This is a genomic window from Paenibacillus sp. Y660 (assembly GCF_057221575.1).
In genome coordinates this window covers 1-17,656 of sequence record NZ_JBXBBJ010000028.1, presented here as the reverse complement: position 1 = coordinate 17,656, position 17,656 = coordinate 1, and the positions used below count along the sequence as shown (strand labels likewise).

Genomic DNA, 17,656 nt, shown 5'->3' with positions numbered 1-17,656 from the left:
CTCCTCTCTGCTGCTGCCAGCTTTTTTGGGTTTTTCAGTCCGTTCTTGCCTTGAATACTGCTCTTTAAGCCGGTTTTGAATACAACGGTTAATTGATACGGCTCTACACTACCCATCTCCCTGTTCTTCTCCCATTATAACTTTTTCAATGACACTTTCGAATACATTGCGATCAAATTCAGAAAGGACGGTATTGCTTTGAAGCACGTTACGAAATTGCTGTAATCTTTTTTCAACGTCAACTTCTTCTTGAGCCGATGCCTCCAGTTGTTCTCTCACTTCAATTAATTCTGTTAACGTAGACTCCAGCTCATCATATTTACGTTCATAAGTGGATCGATCAATTTTCTCGTCCAGATGGAGATCTATCAGATTAGAACGCTTTTGTTCAAGAGCCTGGATTTCGTGCTTCACTTTGCTCAAATGCTTGTGATGCTGTTGCTCACCAAGAACAGACTCCATCCTTAACAGAAGCTCATCCAGCACATCCTTATGATTGCCGCAGACCCGATTGTATGTTTCAACAAAAGCTCCCTCAATTATTGTTTCCTCAATTCCTTTGCTATGCGGACAATATTTCTTTCCTTTTTTCGAGAAAGAGACACATTGCCAAATGACTTTTGCGTAGGTTGTTCTGCTATTCCAGCTCCTCCGAGAGTAGTTTTTCCCACAAAATCCGCATTCAAGCTTGCAACTGAACGTAAACTTCCGACTGAACTTTTCGCGCTTACCGCCTTTTTCAAGTTTTCCACGCGGCTTTCCTCGTCTGTACAAAATATCTTGGGCTGTCTCAAAAATCTCTTCACTTACGATTGGCTCGTGATGATTCTTGATGTAATATTGATCCTCTTCTCCATGATTATCTAATCTGCGCTTGGATATTGGATCATTCTTAATGATACCGAGCACCGCTGTATCGCCCCATTCCATGTTCCCGCGCTTCGTTTTATAAGGAAGCTTCGTTAACTCTTTGGCGATCACTGAAGCTCCGACACCAGCAATGTAACGATCAAATATGTATCGGACAACCTCAGCTTCTTCTTCATTCACTGAAATCTGCTTGGTTACGGGATCATAGTCATAACCGAGACAGCTTTGAAAACCAACAAGCTCGCCGCGTTGCATTTTCAGCTTCAAGCCCATTTTTACAATCGATGAGATATTCTCAACCTCTTGCTGAGCTACTGAACTTAGGATGGTTAATAATAGCTCACCGTCCATCGTCAAAGTGTTAATGTTCTCTTTCTCAAAAAACACAGCCACATTTTTCTCCTTGAGCATGCGGACATATTTAAGGGTATCTACCGTGTTTCGGGCAAATCTTGAAATGGACTTGGTGATAACCATGTCAATTTTCCCATTAAGGCAATCTTTAATCAGTCTCTGAAAGTCATCACGCTTTTTCACCTGAGTACCCGTGATGGCTTCATCCGCGTAAATATCAGCCAATATCCAATCGTTTCGCTGGCCAACTAGCTCTTTGTAATAAGATACCTGAGACTTATAGCTGTTTAGCTGTTCCTCTGTATCTGTGCTTACCCGCGCATACGGGGCTACTCTCAGAAACTCTTGTTGCCCGCCGGTACGATCTGATAGCTTTCGATTGGCTTTTATAACCTCAACTGAAAATGACATTGCTGTTTCCTCCCCTGAGTTAAACTCTACGCTACTAGCGTATTAAATTCAGGCGAATTCGACAAAGGTGCGAATCTGGACTCCTAATTTTTTTCTGACAGCACATTACGACTTGACGAAAAGCCTATCCAGAAGTAAGGTCTGAACAAATGCCATATTCTCGCATTATAAGATTCTTTACAGTATTGAATTCTTGTTTGCTTATCAATGATAAGTTCAGTAGCTGTCTGAGCATCGCAATCTGCATACTGTATCTCAGCAAATCTGCCTTCAAGCTATATCATCTCCCTCAAACATCATCGGATAGCATTAATGGCCTGAAAAAAGGCCTTCTACTAACCTGTTCATTTTGAGGCTCAATTCGGGTAACCGAAGAACTTTCTATTTATAAATTGGGACATAAGGGTTCATCAAAACTCCAAGTTTCCTCTTAGTTAATGATGCGATGTAAATAAAAAGGGGAATCCCACGGATTCCCTGAAAACGAATATCATTTGAAATTATCCTTCTCGTTTTCCAATTCACGTAGTATAAGCCTCTGTAATTTATCCACTATAGTTTCATGACCAGTATAATTGCTACGCACAATATATTGCATTTTTACCAATTTGAATTTCTTGTTGCTGTACACAAACAGGTTTCTGATTGTTACTTATTGTGTTTCTCCCCCTGGTGGATCGTCCAGCCGAGTCAGTGCTAGCGCCTGACTTCCAAGCATCTTGGCTGGCAAGTCTGTTCAGATCGCCTCAATCTCTCCAGATGATCAGCCTACACGTTCGTTCTTACCAAGCAACCAAGCATAATGGGGACAATGCGGCTAACAAAAACTCGTTCCTAGATAGCGACTGTTCAATATGTAACCATATAGAGCCGTTTGCTTCCCGACCATCCAGAGTGCTCTAAGTATAAATGAAGCAAATAAAGCAAAAACTTCAGTCGTTTACAAATGTAATCTACATACTTGTCGTAGATCTCAATGCATTATTCCCGCTTGCCTTCCACGCTCTCTATCGGATGCCACAACATACATCATCCATTTTCCAGTTATTATAATGGAAACACTAACTAAACAAGTCTGAATATCTGTTGACGTTTTAAGTCAGAAAACACTTTTAGGACTTGTGCAGCTTTTTTCTTCGATGAAATGAGGGCACCTATTTCAATGTTTCCCTCTAAACCATGATACGAGAGGTTAGCCGAAGAAATCAACATTTTTTCGCTATCAACAATAATGGTCTTGGCATGTAGTGCCGCCATCTTGTCATCTGGTTTTCCCGCATACTCATATACTTTCAGAAAACGACGGCTTGTATGTTCAATATCGGACAGGACAGACTGCGTCTTTTTATAATCATTAACATATAGCTCTACAACAACACCTTGCTTGCTCTTTCGATTTACGAGCTTCAATGATTCTTCGAAATGGTTTGAAACTGAATATCCTGTAAGTGTTATAGTACGTTCTGCACTATTAATTAATTCCTCAATGACAGGGCGTGTCTTTCGTGTTGTCGCAAGGAATGAAACCGGTGTTGTTGTGACGATCTCAACTTTATCTGTGGCTTGCCTGTTTGTTAGTGAGTTTGCGAGTTGGCAGACCTTAATTGCATCATCGTCCGACAGACTTGGCATTTCCTTTTTAACTAGACGAACTGCTTCAGAGTAACCCGATATTGATAACTTCGCGAGCAGTTCGTCAGCAAGAATATCAGCGTTTATAGATCGATTCCACATAGCTCACTCACCAAATCATTGAAATAACTATATTCGGTTTTACCCTCCAACGGAACAATTAAACTTCTATCAAGGAGTCGATTTCCGTTTTCACAAGCTGTTTCGGAAATCATGCAACAGGAATGACAAGCCGAACCGTTAAGATTGTCGTGGTTAATTTGAGCATTCGTACAATCTGGATCGGTCGTACATAACAAGGCGTTTTCAAGCGCAGCTTTGAGCACCCTCCTGAATTTTGATTCTTCGCCAAGCTCAACAAGACCCCCGAGCGAACCCTCTTTGTCGGAACTTCCTGTATAGAATAGAACACCACACATTGATGGACTACTATATATACGCTCCCGTATAGCCGTTGACGAATATCCTGACTGCAATGACATTTCCTTGATGATTAAGTGAGCGAATGTGTGAAGCAAGACATATTCACCATTTCGCTCCTTTACGTTTTCCCAACCTCGTTCTGCAGTATAGCGGTCAAATTCTTCTTTGTACAACGATGATATCTTTTTAACTACATGGCTAGACTTCCATTTAGCAACCGCAGCTTTGTTAAACTCGATAAAAATCCCTTCACCATGAATCTCCACTCCAGGTAACCACGAATCCGACTTTTTGGTACTTAATCTTACCATGTTTTTTAGGCTATCAGCTTCCGGTTCCGGGGGATCTATACGCATGAATCCTTGTAATACTATGGCCTCTCGAAGTCGTTCAACCATGATTATCCGTGAAAAATACCTTTGCAAGTAAGATGGAACGGCTTCTTCTTTAGCTTTGAAATACCTAACGTCCTTTTTATAAGTCGGGTCTGAATGATGCGTAAATGCTGCATACTCCATTTCCTTAATTTCAATAAACTCTTTAATTTTTTGCTTACGGTTCTCAATTGCCTTCTCGTATTCCTCGTGACTGTAAGCCGTGAAGTATTTGCCGTACACTCTATCTGCCGCATCTTCAACTCCTAACTCAAGCATCTCCAAGATGGTGTGATAATGCTCATCGAGAAGCAGATAGAGCGGGTTCGTCCACGGGGGGATGGAAATGGCGCTTCGGATTACAGGAAAATAGATATTCGTTGCACCGCGCTGCGAGGGAAATATATCGGCACACTCACATTTTTCATGGTTGCTATTGGGTCTGTGCGGATGTCGCCCTGAACAAGTATAGCCCTCATCTGTAAAATTTGTCTTCTCCGTAGCACCTGACATTGAACGCTTCGCGCCGCAATCACACTGAACCCACATCTCCGCAAGGGTAGATGTTTCACCTGTCGAGTATAGTTTCATCTTCTTATCACAGTTTGTATGCCCCCTGTGAACCCACCAACGCCACGGGAAATCGTCAAGATGGCCGTCCTTACAAGCGATAACGAACCTCGCGGGATATGCTCTATACCCACAATCAGGACATGTCGGTCCCTGCCGCATATATGTGTTGAAATCAAACTTCTCGTTAATGTCAAACAGGCGGGTACATTTCGAGTTAGAGCAAACGTGAAAATTCGGGAACGAGATTACAGGTAGATCATTATCATAGCTTGTCCTTGGAGAGCGGAAATGGTTTACTCCAAAGTATGATGCAAGACGAGCATCAAAAATCTTCATACCTGTATCGCTCCAATATGCTGTATCCAGCACAGTAACTGAGTCCCTAACCGCGTCCATAATCGCTCCGGGACCGAATGTCGTTATTAATTGATTCGGGCGTATCTCGCCAATTTTATCAGGGTTAAATCGTTTCGTTGGCATCAATAAGCCCCCTTGTAATAGTAAAGCGTCGAAGTACTTTCAACTTCACGCATAGAGCTGAGCGTAGGCTTTTCTTGCCTACTGCATAACTCACCATAGTAGTTCATAAGCCTAGAACCTTGTTTAGTGTTTGCGATGTAGTAATACAATGGCAATGTATTAACTTGTTTACACGTCTTCCATGTATCAATGAACTCCGTTATCTCATTAATGACGTCTGCCCGTAGTTTTGGAGCTACCTTCGCTACACGCTCCACAATTTTGTTCACGATGTCGTCTATCTGCGCTTTTGGGATTGTGTCTATAGCTGACGCAGATTTGTTATCAGATAACGCCTCTATTTGCAATCTAGCAAGAGCGATAAACAGGGCGTGAAGAACCCTGTCTCGGGCGCGAGCCGAAAACGGTGTGGCCGATGTGCCCTCCACATATCGATAGATGTGTGAGTGATACCCCTTAAAATTTTCGTAGTGTGACAAGTCACGAGGACGATAAGGGTTGTACACGGTCACAACGAGTCCAGGAAAAGAACGTCCAATGCGGCTCGTTGTTTGAATATATTCAGAGCTTTGTTTAGGCTGACCACGAACACACATCAAACCAAGCCTGTCAATATCCAAGCCGACCGAAATCATATTCGTGGCAATCGCTACGTCGAGGAAATTTCGGCTCTTTTTCTCCAATGACTCCTTATTATCGATAGTACTTTCAAGCTCTTTGAGCAATCCAGCAATTTTGGTTGACGTCATACGCGAGGTGACTTCTTTATACTCGAAGAAACGTTGTTTGTCGTGTCCATAGTGCTTTTTTATCCATTTTTGCCGTTTTGGAATATCGTCTTGCAGCAGACGCACAATACCGCCAAGCTCTCGGATACTGTTGAAATACCCTATTAACGTGTAGTAAGGGTCAATATAGTCTCTATACGCAGATTGCTCCGCCAAGTGTAGTGCAGTCTGAATCAGAATAGCGTAAACACGAAGTATGGTAGTGGTCACAGACTTACCATTTGCGGATATGCCACAATACTTTCTAAATGGCGATACTTCAATCGGCACTTCGCGGGTAAAGAAGCTATCGCGAATATCCAATCCGTTCGGTGGAAACATCTCCATCTGCGTTCGACCGTACAGAGAGCGTATTTGTTCCTCGGCGTTTCGGATTGTTGCCGTCGATACGACATACTTAGGCAGTATCTTAACACCATCTTTCGTTATTGAACACAATTCCTCTATCGCGGCTTCATAAGCTCCGTAAATCGTACCGAGCGGTCCCGTGATGAGATGCAACTCGTCTTGAACAATAAGCTCAGGTGGGTAAAACGGTTTTACTGGTATCGTTGAGGCTGCAGGCAAGCCATCTTTCGTGCTATTGTGCCTGCCAGGGTGTTCTTGCCCAATCGCTAAATAACCATGTCGCGGACATAGCCTATCAATTCTACCAAAAAGAGAGTTACAAGCCACGTCCCACGGGAGACGTGCAAACTTATCTACTGTTGCGATAACAACTGTAGGACATTTTCTATATATATGTTCATCAACAAGATACACGGGAATCTCTACGCGATCATTCTTGAACTTGAAAAAATAGCAATTCTCATCAGAGCAGAAAATATCAATATTCTCACGCTCTAAATCGACGTAAAAGTCATCTTCTCTCAACGGTTTACCACAGTATGGGCAAGTGATTAATTGCTTGTTAAGCTGACCAATTCTATTTTTAAGATTAAAAGGGTTGTCGTCTATTGTGTTAAACTCGCTAAAACGGTTAGGTGTAACACCACCACCAACATAGAAGCCAACTGAAAATGGTGTCTTGCCAAATGGCGCACCTTTTGATAGATATTCGCGTCGGATTATCTCCGCTGCGACAATCAATTTCGTCAATCTGTCACGTTGCTGAGTTGTTAGTAACCTAAGAGTGTAACGGAGAATAACCGTAACACCGCCATCCTTATTGTAATCCGTCTCTTTGTCGGCAGTAAGCCGCCTATATCCAAGCAGGAACGCCATCAACCCTAAATAGGCTTCAGTTTTACCACCGCCGGTTGGGAAGTAAAGTAGATCGACGTATTGACGGTACTTATCTTTATCATCAACAATACCGGGTAGGTTCAACAGTATAAATGCAATCTGAAATGCTCTCCACTCACTGTGGTCTTTATTAAGGTATTCACCTATATTGCATTGAATACCTGACCCATACTTTTTCGAGAATTCATTAATACTACGTTGCTTGAACATACAATAATTCATAAAGCAGAACGCTTTGTAAGCTTGTGGATTCGTTTCCAAAACTCTTATGCCAGCGAGTATTCTGTCGGCTTGTTCACTACATTTTGCAATTGTTTCCGCGCCCTGATGCATAGCAAAATCATCATTAACTATTTTAGGGTTGCTGCTCAAGTCCTTTATCCAACTAACATATGCTCTATGTAGCGCATGTAGGCGGGATATGGTATCGTCTTTTTTTTTCCGGAAAGTGAACTCTTTCATTGAAAAAAAACCCTTCTCAAAACCATCAAGGTTAGAGCTAACGTTCGGCATCTCATGTTCGGGGATAAACTCCGAGTTAACCTTTATCGCTCTACCACTTTCGTCCGTCTGCCAGTCAGCGGCGCAACCGTGTCCACGCCCGTATATAGGACGGCTCTCGTAGAGATACTCGTCATCTAACTCACGGCGGCAAAGATACTCTGACACAAAGAAACTTCCAACTTCCGGCGTTATACTTAATCGCGTTTGAAACATTATTCCGTTCACGGTATCGTCCGTAGCTTTGCGGTAGTTAGCGGCGTACACTGAGAACAGCTTATATCCAGTTTTCAACTTAAAGCAGGATACCTTGACCATAATTTCCTCGTCGGATTCGCCGACTTGGTATTCTATTGAGCGTTCTCCATCATTAAGAGCGACGGTAACTTTTTCACGGCGTGGTAAGCGTGTGTATACTTTGCGGCTTCTGATCTTGCCGTTTTTATCCTCATACTCTTGCCTGCCAATGACATAATCGCCCCATTCGAGATGAACGTCAAAAGCGTTGATGCTTTCGTGTAAATAAAAACTCAATCCGCAAGACGACTGTTGCTTGAATTTCGCGGAATATTTATCTTCAATATCCTCGTCTCCAAGTGAATCGCTCTCGCCCGAATCAAGTTCGATATCCTCTTGTTCGTCAAACTCCACAACGTCCTTTTCGTCGGTTGTGTGCAACGCACCTGTAAGGTAACTGAGTTCGGGATTTTCTTCCAAAACTTCATTTTCGCCTTTACGGGGACCGATTAGGTCAGTACGTAAAGCTTCAATGAACTTTTGACGGATCTCGCTTTGAATAAACCGTGCGTCCATCTATTCGCCTCCCAGTTCAATTATGTTCTCGGCAAAACCTAGAATTGAAGTTAGACTGTCGCCAATATTGATACGCTCGTCCGCAATTAGTCGATAGTGCCATTTCTTGTTGTCAGCGTCAACAATTGAAGCGTACTTGCACCAAAGCTCGCCTTCGCGTTTTTTCAAAAGAACGTCCTCGTTGCGAATATCCTTCTTTGCCTTCACTTCGACCATGTATTTGTCAGTCGCAGTTTCAACCAAAAAATCCGGCGTGTATTGCTGTCCTGCTGCGTAGTAAATACCCATTTGATTAAGCGGGGGTTTAATCCATCGAATGACGCTTGTATCTTGTTCCAAAATAACGGCGAACTTCCGTTCATCATCGCTTTCAAAGCCATATTTCTCGTAGTACGACTTTTTATAACCCGTAAAAACATATTTACGAATATTCTTCTTGTCGCTTATCTGAGTATGGAGATTTACTTCGCCGTCCGACTTAATAACTTTAATCTGCTGTCCAAATGTAATGAACGCCTTTTGAACCTTATAAGTTATTAGCGTTTCTATTTTAATCGCCGCAAGAACCTGTTGCTTAATATCATCCAACATCATCGAAGCATAACGACGTACTACTTGACGTTTATGCTCGTCGTTCCCTTCTATCTGTTCCAAATACTGGTTAACTATATTTAAAATATATTCCGCGTTGTCGCTATCAAACTCACTGATATTGTCAAGCAACAGACAAGCGAGCGTGTTGACTGGATTCGGGTCTTCTAATATCGTTGCATCCAGTGATTCAAGAAGCTGATTGTTCACCACATCATACCGTTCAACTTGTGACGGCTCTATGATAAAACCATTCTTATATGAACAAATGATTGAAACAGGTTTTAACTCAATGCTCGTTGACGGTTGAACCAGTATCATCGGGGTGCTAATACAGGTTACGGCTATTCTATTAAGTCGCTCGGTGAACGTCTTTTTATCCATAACCTTGGCATTCCTTGGATGTTCGGTAGGGAATTCAACATTCGGTGAAAGCTGTGTTTGCTGTGCTCCTTCATCCTCAATATCAAAGAGCGACAACTGTGTCACGGATAGTTCGGCGTCAGTGGCCTGCCTTTTCTTCTGTGCTGCTACGGATTTAAGATACGCGTCGTACAGATGCTCTTGAACGACGGGATTGGAGATATCTTGAACCTTGTTAATACTTACCTTATTTTCCACAAAGAACATATCAAACAGTGTAAGTTCCGCTTCGTTGAAGCCCGGTTCAATCGTTACTTGGGTTGTAGGTTCTATGTCGTTTTTATTGAGGTCACGGGACTTAAAATAAGTGTTTGCTTTCAATTCCTCAACTATCTCGCGATAATGGTCGTGCGCAACAATATCGAGCGTGTCAATATCCTCCTCCCCTGTGATAAATCCAAAAGGTAGACGAAGCCCGCGCCCGATTGTTTGCATAGCTAAGATTTCGCTTTTTGCCGCATTTAGGGGAATTATTGTAAAGAGATTGTTCACATCCCAACCCTCTTTGAGCTTGTAAACGTGAAGGACAATCTCAACAGGATTAGAACTGCTCTCAATCGTTAGCAGTTTTGCGATATTTACCTCGGCTTCAGCGGTTCCGCTACCGGAGTGAATTTCAATGACCTTCCCCTTATACCTTCCTTGAAAAAAGTCGTCCGAATCTATCAGAGCGCGAACTTCTTTTGCGTGGTCAGTGTCTTTACAGGCAACAAGAACAATTGGCTTAACAAACGGCAGATTGTTCTCCGTGCAATAGCGAGCTATAGCTTTCTTTCGATTCTCGTGGAGCTTAACACCGTCCGAAAGCTTCATTTCCTGCACATCGCTATCGGAATAGCCGGACATATTCGTTCTACCGTTCATTACTGGGATTTTCAGAAACTTGCCCGCGCCTTTCGCAACATCATATGAGTAGATAACATTATTGCTCGACTTCGGCGTGGCCGTGAACTCCAAGCCAAGAACGGGTTTTAGGTAGTCGATAGCTTTCATCGACGCGGGCGCGTAGTATCTATGCGCCTCGTCCATACAGATAACCAAGTCGGAAAAACTGTTCAAAATATCAGCGAACGATTTGCCGAGCGTTTCTTGATAGCGGTGAAACTTGAACGTCACGTCGCCGCGGGTGAAGATTTTCCCGATATTGAAGATAAATAGCTGTATCTCCGAACTTTTTCCGTCTTCAAACTGTAACTGGTTGTATTGCAAATAGTCTTCGCCACAAAACACGCGGGGCTTCCCCATCTCGGCTTCCAAGCCCTTGAACAAATATTTCGGGTGTCCGACGACGGTTTCCTTTTTAAGTTTCTCATAAATCGTGTCGCCTGGTGCGAGAATAAAGAAGTGCTTGTAGCCCTTCGTCTTATAGAGAGAGTATATCGACGCGCCCATCAGCCGCGTCTTTCCGATACCAGTAGCCATTTCAAAGCAGAAAGACGGGAACGAGAACTCGTCCGCAACTTTGATTGTGCGCTCTAACTCGCAATGCTCCGTTGCCGACGCTTCCGCTTGCGCCTTAACTACAACCCGTTCCACGTCCGACTTCGTGGCAGTCTTGAATTCGATAGGTGCAACAATCTCATGTAGATACGATAACGCTTCGCTCTGCGGCTCGCGCAAGCTCATTGCGTATGATATTTTCTTAACTGTTCCATCCATTACCGCACCTCGCTATCAAACTTGCATTTTTTGAGCAGGTCTTTCGGGATTTTCTTGATTTCCACATTGTCCGGCAGCCGTAAACCCGACTGTATCTTAGCGCCATAGATCAGCACAGACTGCTTATCACCGACTTCTTTCATCAGTTTCGTGATGTAATCGCCGCTTACGAACTCACACGAAATGTGGATGAAGCGCCTCTCGCTGCTATGTCCGTGCATTTCTCCTTCAGGCTTATAGGTGAAACCCTCTAACTTGCAGATGGCCTCACACAGCATTCCAAACGTATACTCTTTATTAACACGGTACACCGGCAGAATTGGATGCTTCTCAAGCAGAGAAGGCGCAAGCTCGTAAAACGTATATCCACCACCACCTTGCCACTCAACAGCCTTTGAAATGCCGCCTTGTTCTCCGTCAATCACCTTATCTAGCCGTACTTTACAATGCGTATAAACGTGTTTCCCAAACTCAATGCCAATCCAGCGCCGCCCCATTTTGTGGGCGACTGCGGCTGTTGTTCCGGAACCGAGGAAACTGTCGAGAACGAGGTCGTCAGAGTTGGAAGCAATCTGCAATACACGCTGAACAAGGTGTTCCGGTTTTGGCGTATCAAAAGACTTATCACCGCCAAATATTTGCTTTGCTTCATTTTTTGATGTACGGTTGCTTCCGACATCGTCATGTCGCCAGAGAGTTTCAGGTGGAGTTCCAGAAGATAAATCTGCAAAAATTTTATAATAAGGTACCCACCCATTTTTACCGTTTACCCACTCTATCAACTCTGAATTGTTTGTAATTTTTTCTTTTCCCCAACGCCACCGACCGTCAGAACCATCTGCTCTGATGGGAAACACTTCTGAATTGTCAGGAGCTATAATTGAAAAGAAAAGTGTCGGACGAGAAGCGCGGTCATCATTAGGACCCATTGCCCTTAAAGGCTTCAAGTAGTAACGGCGCCCATCTGACGTTGTTTTATTATAATGTTCTGGTACTGCTTGACTAACTAAGCGCTTGATCATTACATTGTCTATGTTATTGGCATATACAAGGATATTATCGTGTCTGCTTGAAAAATTTCTTGCGTCCATGCGAGGACTATCGGATTTTTCCCATATAATATTTCCAATAAAATTTTTACGCCCAAATATTTCATCGCACATTACCTTGCAATAATGCACTTCGGTATCATCAAGTGTAATCCAAATACTCCCATCAACACTTAGCAGATTTCGCAGAATTTCCAATCGCGGCTTCATCATACACAACCATTCGCTATGTTCCAAACCATCATCGTAATGTTCAAAGGCACTGCCTGTGTTATAGGGCGGGTCAATGTAGATACACTTCACTTTTCCAGAAAAATCCTGTTCCAACGCCCGAAGCGCGATTAGGTTATCACCACGAATAAGCATATTTCCGCTGTCAGGGTCGCCATAGGATAGCTCTGGCTTCTCTAATAAAATCCTCGGCTCTATCGATTCCTGCTTATCGTATTTACCAACCCAAGTAAGTTCGAGTTTTCCGTTTTTTTGCATATCGGGTTTCCCTCCTAAAACTTGACGACGAGATTTATCAAGACGAGTGGATCAATCACAAATTGTGCGTTAAACTCCTCACGGTCTTGCGCCGCTTTTCGTTCAATTTCTAACATACTGGTGTGGAAGCGCCCGTCTCGCCGCAGCAGTTCTTTTTCGAGCTTATCTATCTTCTTTTGAATCTCAATTTTTTCTTGAAAATACTTTGAGGCGTTTTTTTCTTCAACGAGTTCGGCAATGCTTTGACGTACTAAGTCCGACTCCGCCTTATATTGCCCCCGCTGATTGTCAACCCAAATTTTCAACCGTTTGTCGTTCTGCTCGATTGACGGTTTGCTATTCTCCAAGTACTCGTGGGCCATGATTGGTGCAATTTGGTCGTAGCAAGCTGTAATCAAATCCATTCCGGGTTTGTCCGGCTCGTATGGAACTAAGTCTGATTCGTGTATAGCCTTGAACGCATGGACTATCGTCAGTGGATCATAGTTAAGCATGACCCCACTCTCGTCAAACACGAGTAGAATGGGACTAACAAACTCAGTCGTTCGCTTGGTAAGTGCACCGATAAAGGCGTAACCGTGTGTCGCTTTGCCGCCTATCACTACCTCTGTGCCTTGAACGCGCATTATCACGTTGTGAGTGGGCTTCGCCTCCTGCGCAATTGCCTCCCATTGCTCGGTATTGAAGATGTAGCCCTTTATTATTTCAGCGATTCCGGCGAGACGTTTCTTCTTCTCATCGCTACTGACCGCTAAGAGTATTTGCTTTAATTCATTTTGCTTCTTATTCCGCTTTGCAGTAATCTCTCGCTCCAAACGATCAAATTCGCGTTTAAACTCATTCGCCGTCTTACAATGTTCGTATATATCCATGACCTTCTTTTCAAAGTTGCTACCAGATTCTAGTAATCCAAGAGCTTCATCACTAGCACCGAATACGCCTTTGAAAAGATTGAACTTCTTTGAGAGAATTTCGTAAACGCGCTTATCGGCTTCGTTCTCGATATTCAGCAGATTGTAAACCCATACGTCACGGACCTGTCCGTAGCGGTGGCATCGTCCGATTCTCTGCTCAATCTTCATTGGATTCCACGGTAGGTCATAGTTAATGACCGTATCGCAAAATTGGAGGTTCAAGCCTTCGCTCGCCGCGTCTGTCGCGATTAATATTTTCGCTTCATGTTGAAACTGCTCTACAATAGCTTGTTTCAGATCAATGCTCGACGTATTAGTAGCACGCTTAGGATTACGCGCTCGCCAAGCGTTATAAATCTGTTTAGTCTTCGGGTCACTCATCTCACCATTAAACACGATTATGCCATCAAAACCTGATGAGGCCAACGACTCAACGAGATACTTTTGGGTTCTCTTCGATTCCGTGAAGATGAGAGCTTTTTCAGGATAACTGCCTTCACGTTGAACATCGAATGCACACGTCAATGCTTCGATAACAGCATTTATCTTTGAGTTCGACTTTATCTGCAAAGCCATTGTGATGATGTTCTCCACGGCGACTAGCTCATCATTAATCTCCGTACGATATCTCTCGCGCTCGATTGCTTCAATGTCGTCGTCCTCAACATCTTCGCCCGTGGAATTTTCATCTTCATCATCAATAAGACTGAAGAAGGCTTTCAAGCTTATGTCTGCTTTTTCTGCACGAGTATTCTCCTTCAGAACTTTCAAACGTTCACGCAATACCTCAAATGTTTCGGCGACCGCATAGCTCGATGATGCAAGCAGTTTACGCACGACCATCTTGATTAGCGCGTTATTCTGCGTGGATACTGCATATAAAACAGGACGTTGTAGATAGTCGTTAGTGAGTTGATACAGTATGGCTTCTTCACGATTCAACTTGAAATCCATCGCCATACAATCCCGCTTGCTAAACTTCAAGTGTTCGGAAACGTCCTTGCGTAAAGTTCTATGAATAATAGGCGTTACGGCTTCGCGCAACCCCTTGTAATCTTCTGGCTTAACGTACTGTTCGTTAAATACACGTTCATTGACGAAAATCCGCTCGTCTATGTATTGTGATAAGGCGTATAGCTCTCTTAAATTGTTTTGGAGAGGCGTAGCCGTCAGCATAAGTTTTGGTACATAGCGCGTTACGTCAAACAAAGCTTTCGGCATTTTCGCACCGTTATTAAGATTGCGGAGACGATGGGCTTCGTCAAATATAAAACAGTCCCACTTGACGTTCGGAAATCGCTTAATAAACCACGGTGCAAAACCATACGACGTTATGACTATAAGCGCACTCGAACGGTTGACAGTAGTTCTCCACTCGTCGGCATCCCTATACTGTACGGCATACTTGCTCTCGGGAATTTCTGCATTGATACCGAACTTCTCATCTAGTTCGTCCTGCCATTGCTTACGAAGTGGGGAAGGTGTAGCAATTAGAATACGCTTTGCTCCATCCTTTATCAGGTACTTCAACACAAGGCCAGCTTCAATAGTCTTGCCTAGACCAACTTCATCTGCGAGAATAATACCACCGCTGCTCAATGCTTGTAGAGCAGCAATAAACGCTTCTACTTGATGAGGAGTTTGTTCAATTTGAGAATCTATGAGGCAAGAGTACGGTGATCGACGCAACTCAGTCAATCGATGTATCCCGAACTGCTCTAACAATGCGTTTTTCACTGTAGCTTTATCCCCCTATAGCTGTTCTCGTAATGCCTCAGCTATCCGAGCCGCCATTAACGGCGGTACTGCGTTACCGATCTGTCTGAAAGCCGCTGTCCTGCTTCCCTCGAAGAAGTAACTATCCGGGAAAGACTGTATTCGTGCAGCTTCTCTTACCGTCAATGACCTAGCTTGGTTAACATCTGGGTGAATAAAATAATGTCCATCCTTCGAGATATGTGCAAGCATTGTATGGCAATAAGGAATATCTGGCGCTACAATCTTGAACCTATCAGCGAAAGTCGTTAAGTTCTTTTGGGTTCTCAGATGCTCGGGTAGGTCGATGTAGTGAATCCGTCTACGTTTATTGTCGCCCAACCATTCGTGTATAGCCAAACGGTAGATATCTTTATCACGTTCAATGTGCGGACGCGCAACGTGCCACGTCAAAACATCATCTTTTGTTCTCAAATGCTCGGTGACATATGAACGCGGACGCTTACGTCCATACTTGACGCTTTGTTCACCCGCTTGGATTACAGGTAGGTCTGCTAAGATATCGCCTACAAGCCATGTTGCTTCCACCGGTTCAAACTCTGGAAAGAAGTGTCGAGAGCGCTTCCTCCAACCGATTATAATGATGCGTTTCCGCTCTTGAGGAACGCCGAAATCTTTCGCGTTAAGCTCCTGATACTCAATTTCATACCCAGCTTCGCATAGTGCAGTTCGAATGTTTCGCCAGTGCCGTCCATTGTCCGCGCTTAACAATCCAGGGACATTTTCAAATACGAACATATTGGGTTTATAGTGTTTCAGGAATTGACAATAAAGCAGATACAGATATTTGCGTGGGTCATCTTCATTCGCTTCTCCGCTCTGCCGTGCAGTTTCCTCTCGACGCTGTTTCGCTCTACCAGCAAGGGAATACGCTTGGCAAGGTGGGCCACCAACAATCAAATCAATATGCCTGTCATCACCAAGCTTTTGATCAATAGACGCAAAGATTTCTTTAAGGTTCTCCTCACTCATTGTGTAGTTTAAAACTGTCGAGAGTATTTCATCTGGAATGAGCGCGTAAAAGTCATCGCGAGATATCTTACCGCGCAAGTATTTATAATAGTCGCTAAGCCTACCTTCCTCGTTGAGATACCAATATGCAAGGCGCGTCTTCAAGGTGTTGACTGCTTCCTGGTCCATCTCTATGTGGGCCACAGCTTCAAACCCTGAGCGTATAAAGCCCTCTGATAGGCCTCCCGCTCCCGCGAATAAGTCAATGTACTTCATTTAACACCTCGTATGGATTACGACATTTTGATCAAATATCTATTAAATAGATTTAGCCGCCATGTAATATATCATTTTATCGTAGACCCTGTTATGTTTGGACAGAAAACTACATAATAATTATAGTCCTATTGCCTCAAAAAGCCAAGAAAGATGGTAACTGCTCGGATCGTAAAAACGAAGCAAATAAGAAGTCACTGAAGCAACACTTGCATTATGGAATGACTTAATCCCATGAATTTGTCAACCTGTCCATCGCATGCGGACAAAAAAGAACAAACTTTATAATACAGACTTTGTTGCTTCAGTCACTCTTTAGGATGATCGCTTTACTCGGTTGTCCGATTTAATTCCCCTGCTCTTCCATCGATATACCATACAAGCCCGCTTGGATTAGTAATCAATACTCGGAATCGATAGTTTTTTACAAAATCTAGTTTTCTCAGATCAGCAAAAGCCGCTATAGAAAGCTATAACGGCTTGTTGACAATTACATTTGAAAATATGGCCTTCCATACATCACTTGAAACTCAGCGTCCGGCGGACAGCGGTGAACTGTCTCCATAAGCGCAGGCTTGCGCTTCCTCCAGGATCGCTGCAGGCCGCCCCCATTGCGATAAGCTGTGGCTGGACGGAAGTATCATAATCTCTCCACGCAGGTCATCGCCGTAAATGGAACCACCATTTCGTTATGCATCACGAAATCGCTCTCATCTTGCCCTGCGTCTTGAACGGACGGCAGTAACAATATGGTCATGGCGCGCTTGCATACTGGCTTTCCTTCGAGGCTGCATGGGGAATGTACCGGACAAACTTGTATTCGATTTTCAAAGAACAGCTGCGAGGAATTTTTGTCCCTCTATAAGCCGTTTCATTTTTCGGGCAAAATCGGGTAGCTTGGAGAAAAAACTTTTTGAGGAAAGTTTTCGAGGACTGGACTCAATCTCGTAGAGAACAGTTCAGGTGATCGCAAAGGAAAGACAGGTATAAGCAAACGAGGACGTTCTCGTTTAAGGGCATTGCTGTTCCGCTGTATCTTGCCGCTAGTGGCTAAAAACGAAGAG

The 17,656-nt window shown here is 43.6% G+C and carries 8 protein-coding genes and 1 pseudogene; 1 reads left to right on the top strand and 8 read right to left on the bottom strand.

Features of this window, described 5'->3' with window-relative positions; all coding sequences use genetic code 11:
- Nucleotides 1-108: 108 nt before the first annotated feature.
- The 8 genes from AC2TDN_RS22410 to AC2TDN_RS22375 form a co-directional block, all read right to left on the bottom strand.
- The gene (locus tag AC2TDN_RS22410) at nt 109-1,635 is read right to left on the bottom strand and encodes a recombinase family protein (RefSeq protein WP_484690229.1); all 1,527 of its coding nucleotides are present in this window, start codon (nt 1,633-1,635) and stop codon (nt 109-111) included.
- Between the two features lie 1,065 nt (nt 1,636-2,700).
- The gene (locus AC2TDN_RS22405) at nt 2,701-3,369 is read right to left on the bottom strand and encodes a phospholipase D-like domain-containing protein (RefSeq protein ID WP_484690228.1); all 669 of its coding nucleotides are present in this window, start codon (nt 3,367-3,369) and stop codon (nt 2,701-2,703) included.
- Nucleotides 3,351-5,117, bottom strand: coding sequence for a DrmB family protein (drmB, locus tag AC2TDN_RS22400; RefSeq protein WP_484690227.1), 1,767 nt, complete (start codon nt 5,115-5,117; stop codon nt 3,351-3,353). The genes AC2TDN_RS22405 and drmB overlap by 19 nt, the downstream gene beginning before the upstream one ends.
- Entirely contained in the window at nt 5,117-8,464 is a 3,348-nt protein-coding gene (gene drmA, locus AC2TDN_RS22395; RefSeq protein WP_484690226.1) for a DISARM system helicase DrmA, read from the bottom strand. Before drmA ends, drmB begins: the two co-directional genes overlap by 1 nt.
- Nucleotides 8,465-11,137, bottom strand: a complete 2,673-nt coding sequence (locus tag AC2TDN_RS22390) for a DEAD/DEAH box helicase (RefSeq protein ID WP_484690225.1) — start codon at nt 11,135-11,137, stop codon at nt 8,465-8,467.
- The gene (locus AC2TDN_RS22385; protein ID WP_484690224.1) at nt 11,137-12,675 is read right to left on the bottom strand and encodes a site-specific DNA-methyltransferase; all 1,539 of its coding nucleotides are present in this window, start codon (nt 12,673-12,675) and stop codon (nt 11,137-11,139) included. The genes AC2TDN_RS22390 and AC2TDN_RS22385 overlap by 1 nt, the downstream gene beginning before the upstream one ends.
- A 14-nt stretch (nt 12,676-12,689) precedes the next feature.
- Entirely contained in the window at nt 12,690-15,326 is a 2,637-nt protein-coding gene (gene drmD, locus AC2TDN_RS22380) for a DISARM system SNF2-like helicase DrmD (RefSeq protein ID WP_484690223.1), read from the bottom strand.
- 15 nt (nt 15,327-15,341) lie between these two features.
- Nucleotides 15,342-16,592, bottom strand: coding sequence for a DNA cytosine methyltransferase (locus AC2TDN_RS22375; RefSeq protein WP_484690222.1), 1,251 nt, complete (start codon nt 16,590-16,592; stop codon nt 15,342-15,344).
- 935 nt (nt 16,593-17,527) lie between these two features.
- Here AC2TDN_RS22375 and AC2TDN_RS22370 point away from each other — a divergent pair.
- Nucleotides 17,528-17,656 (top strand): annotated as a pseudogene (locus AC2TDN_RS22370) (transposase); the annotation flags it as partial.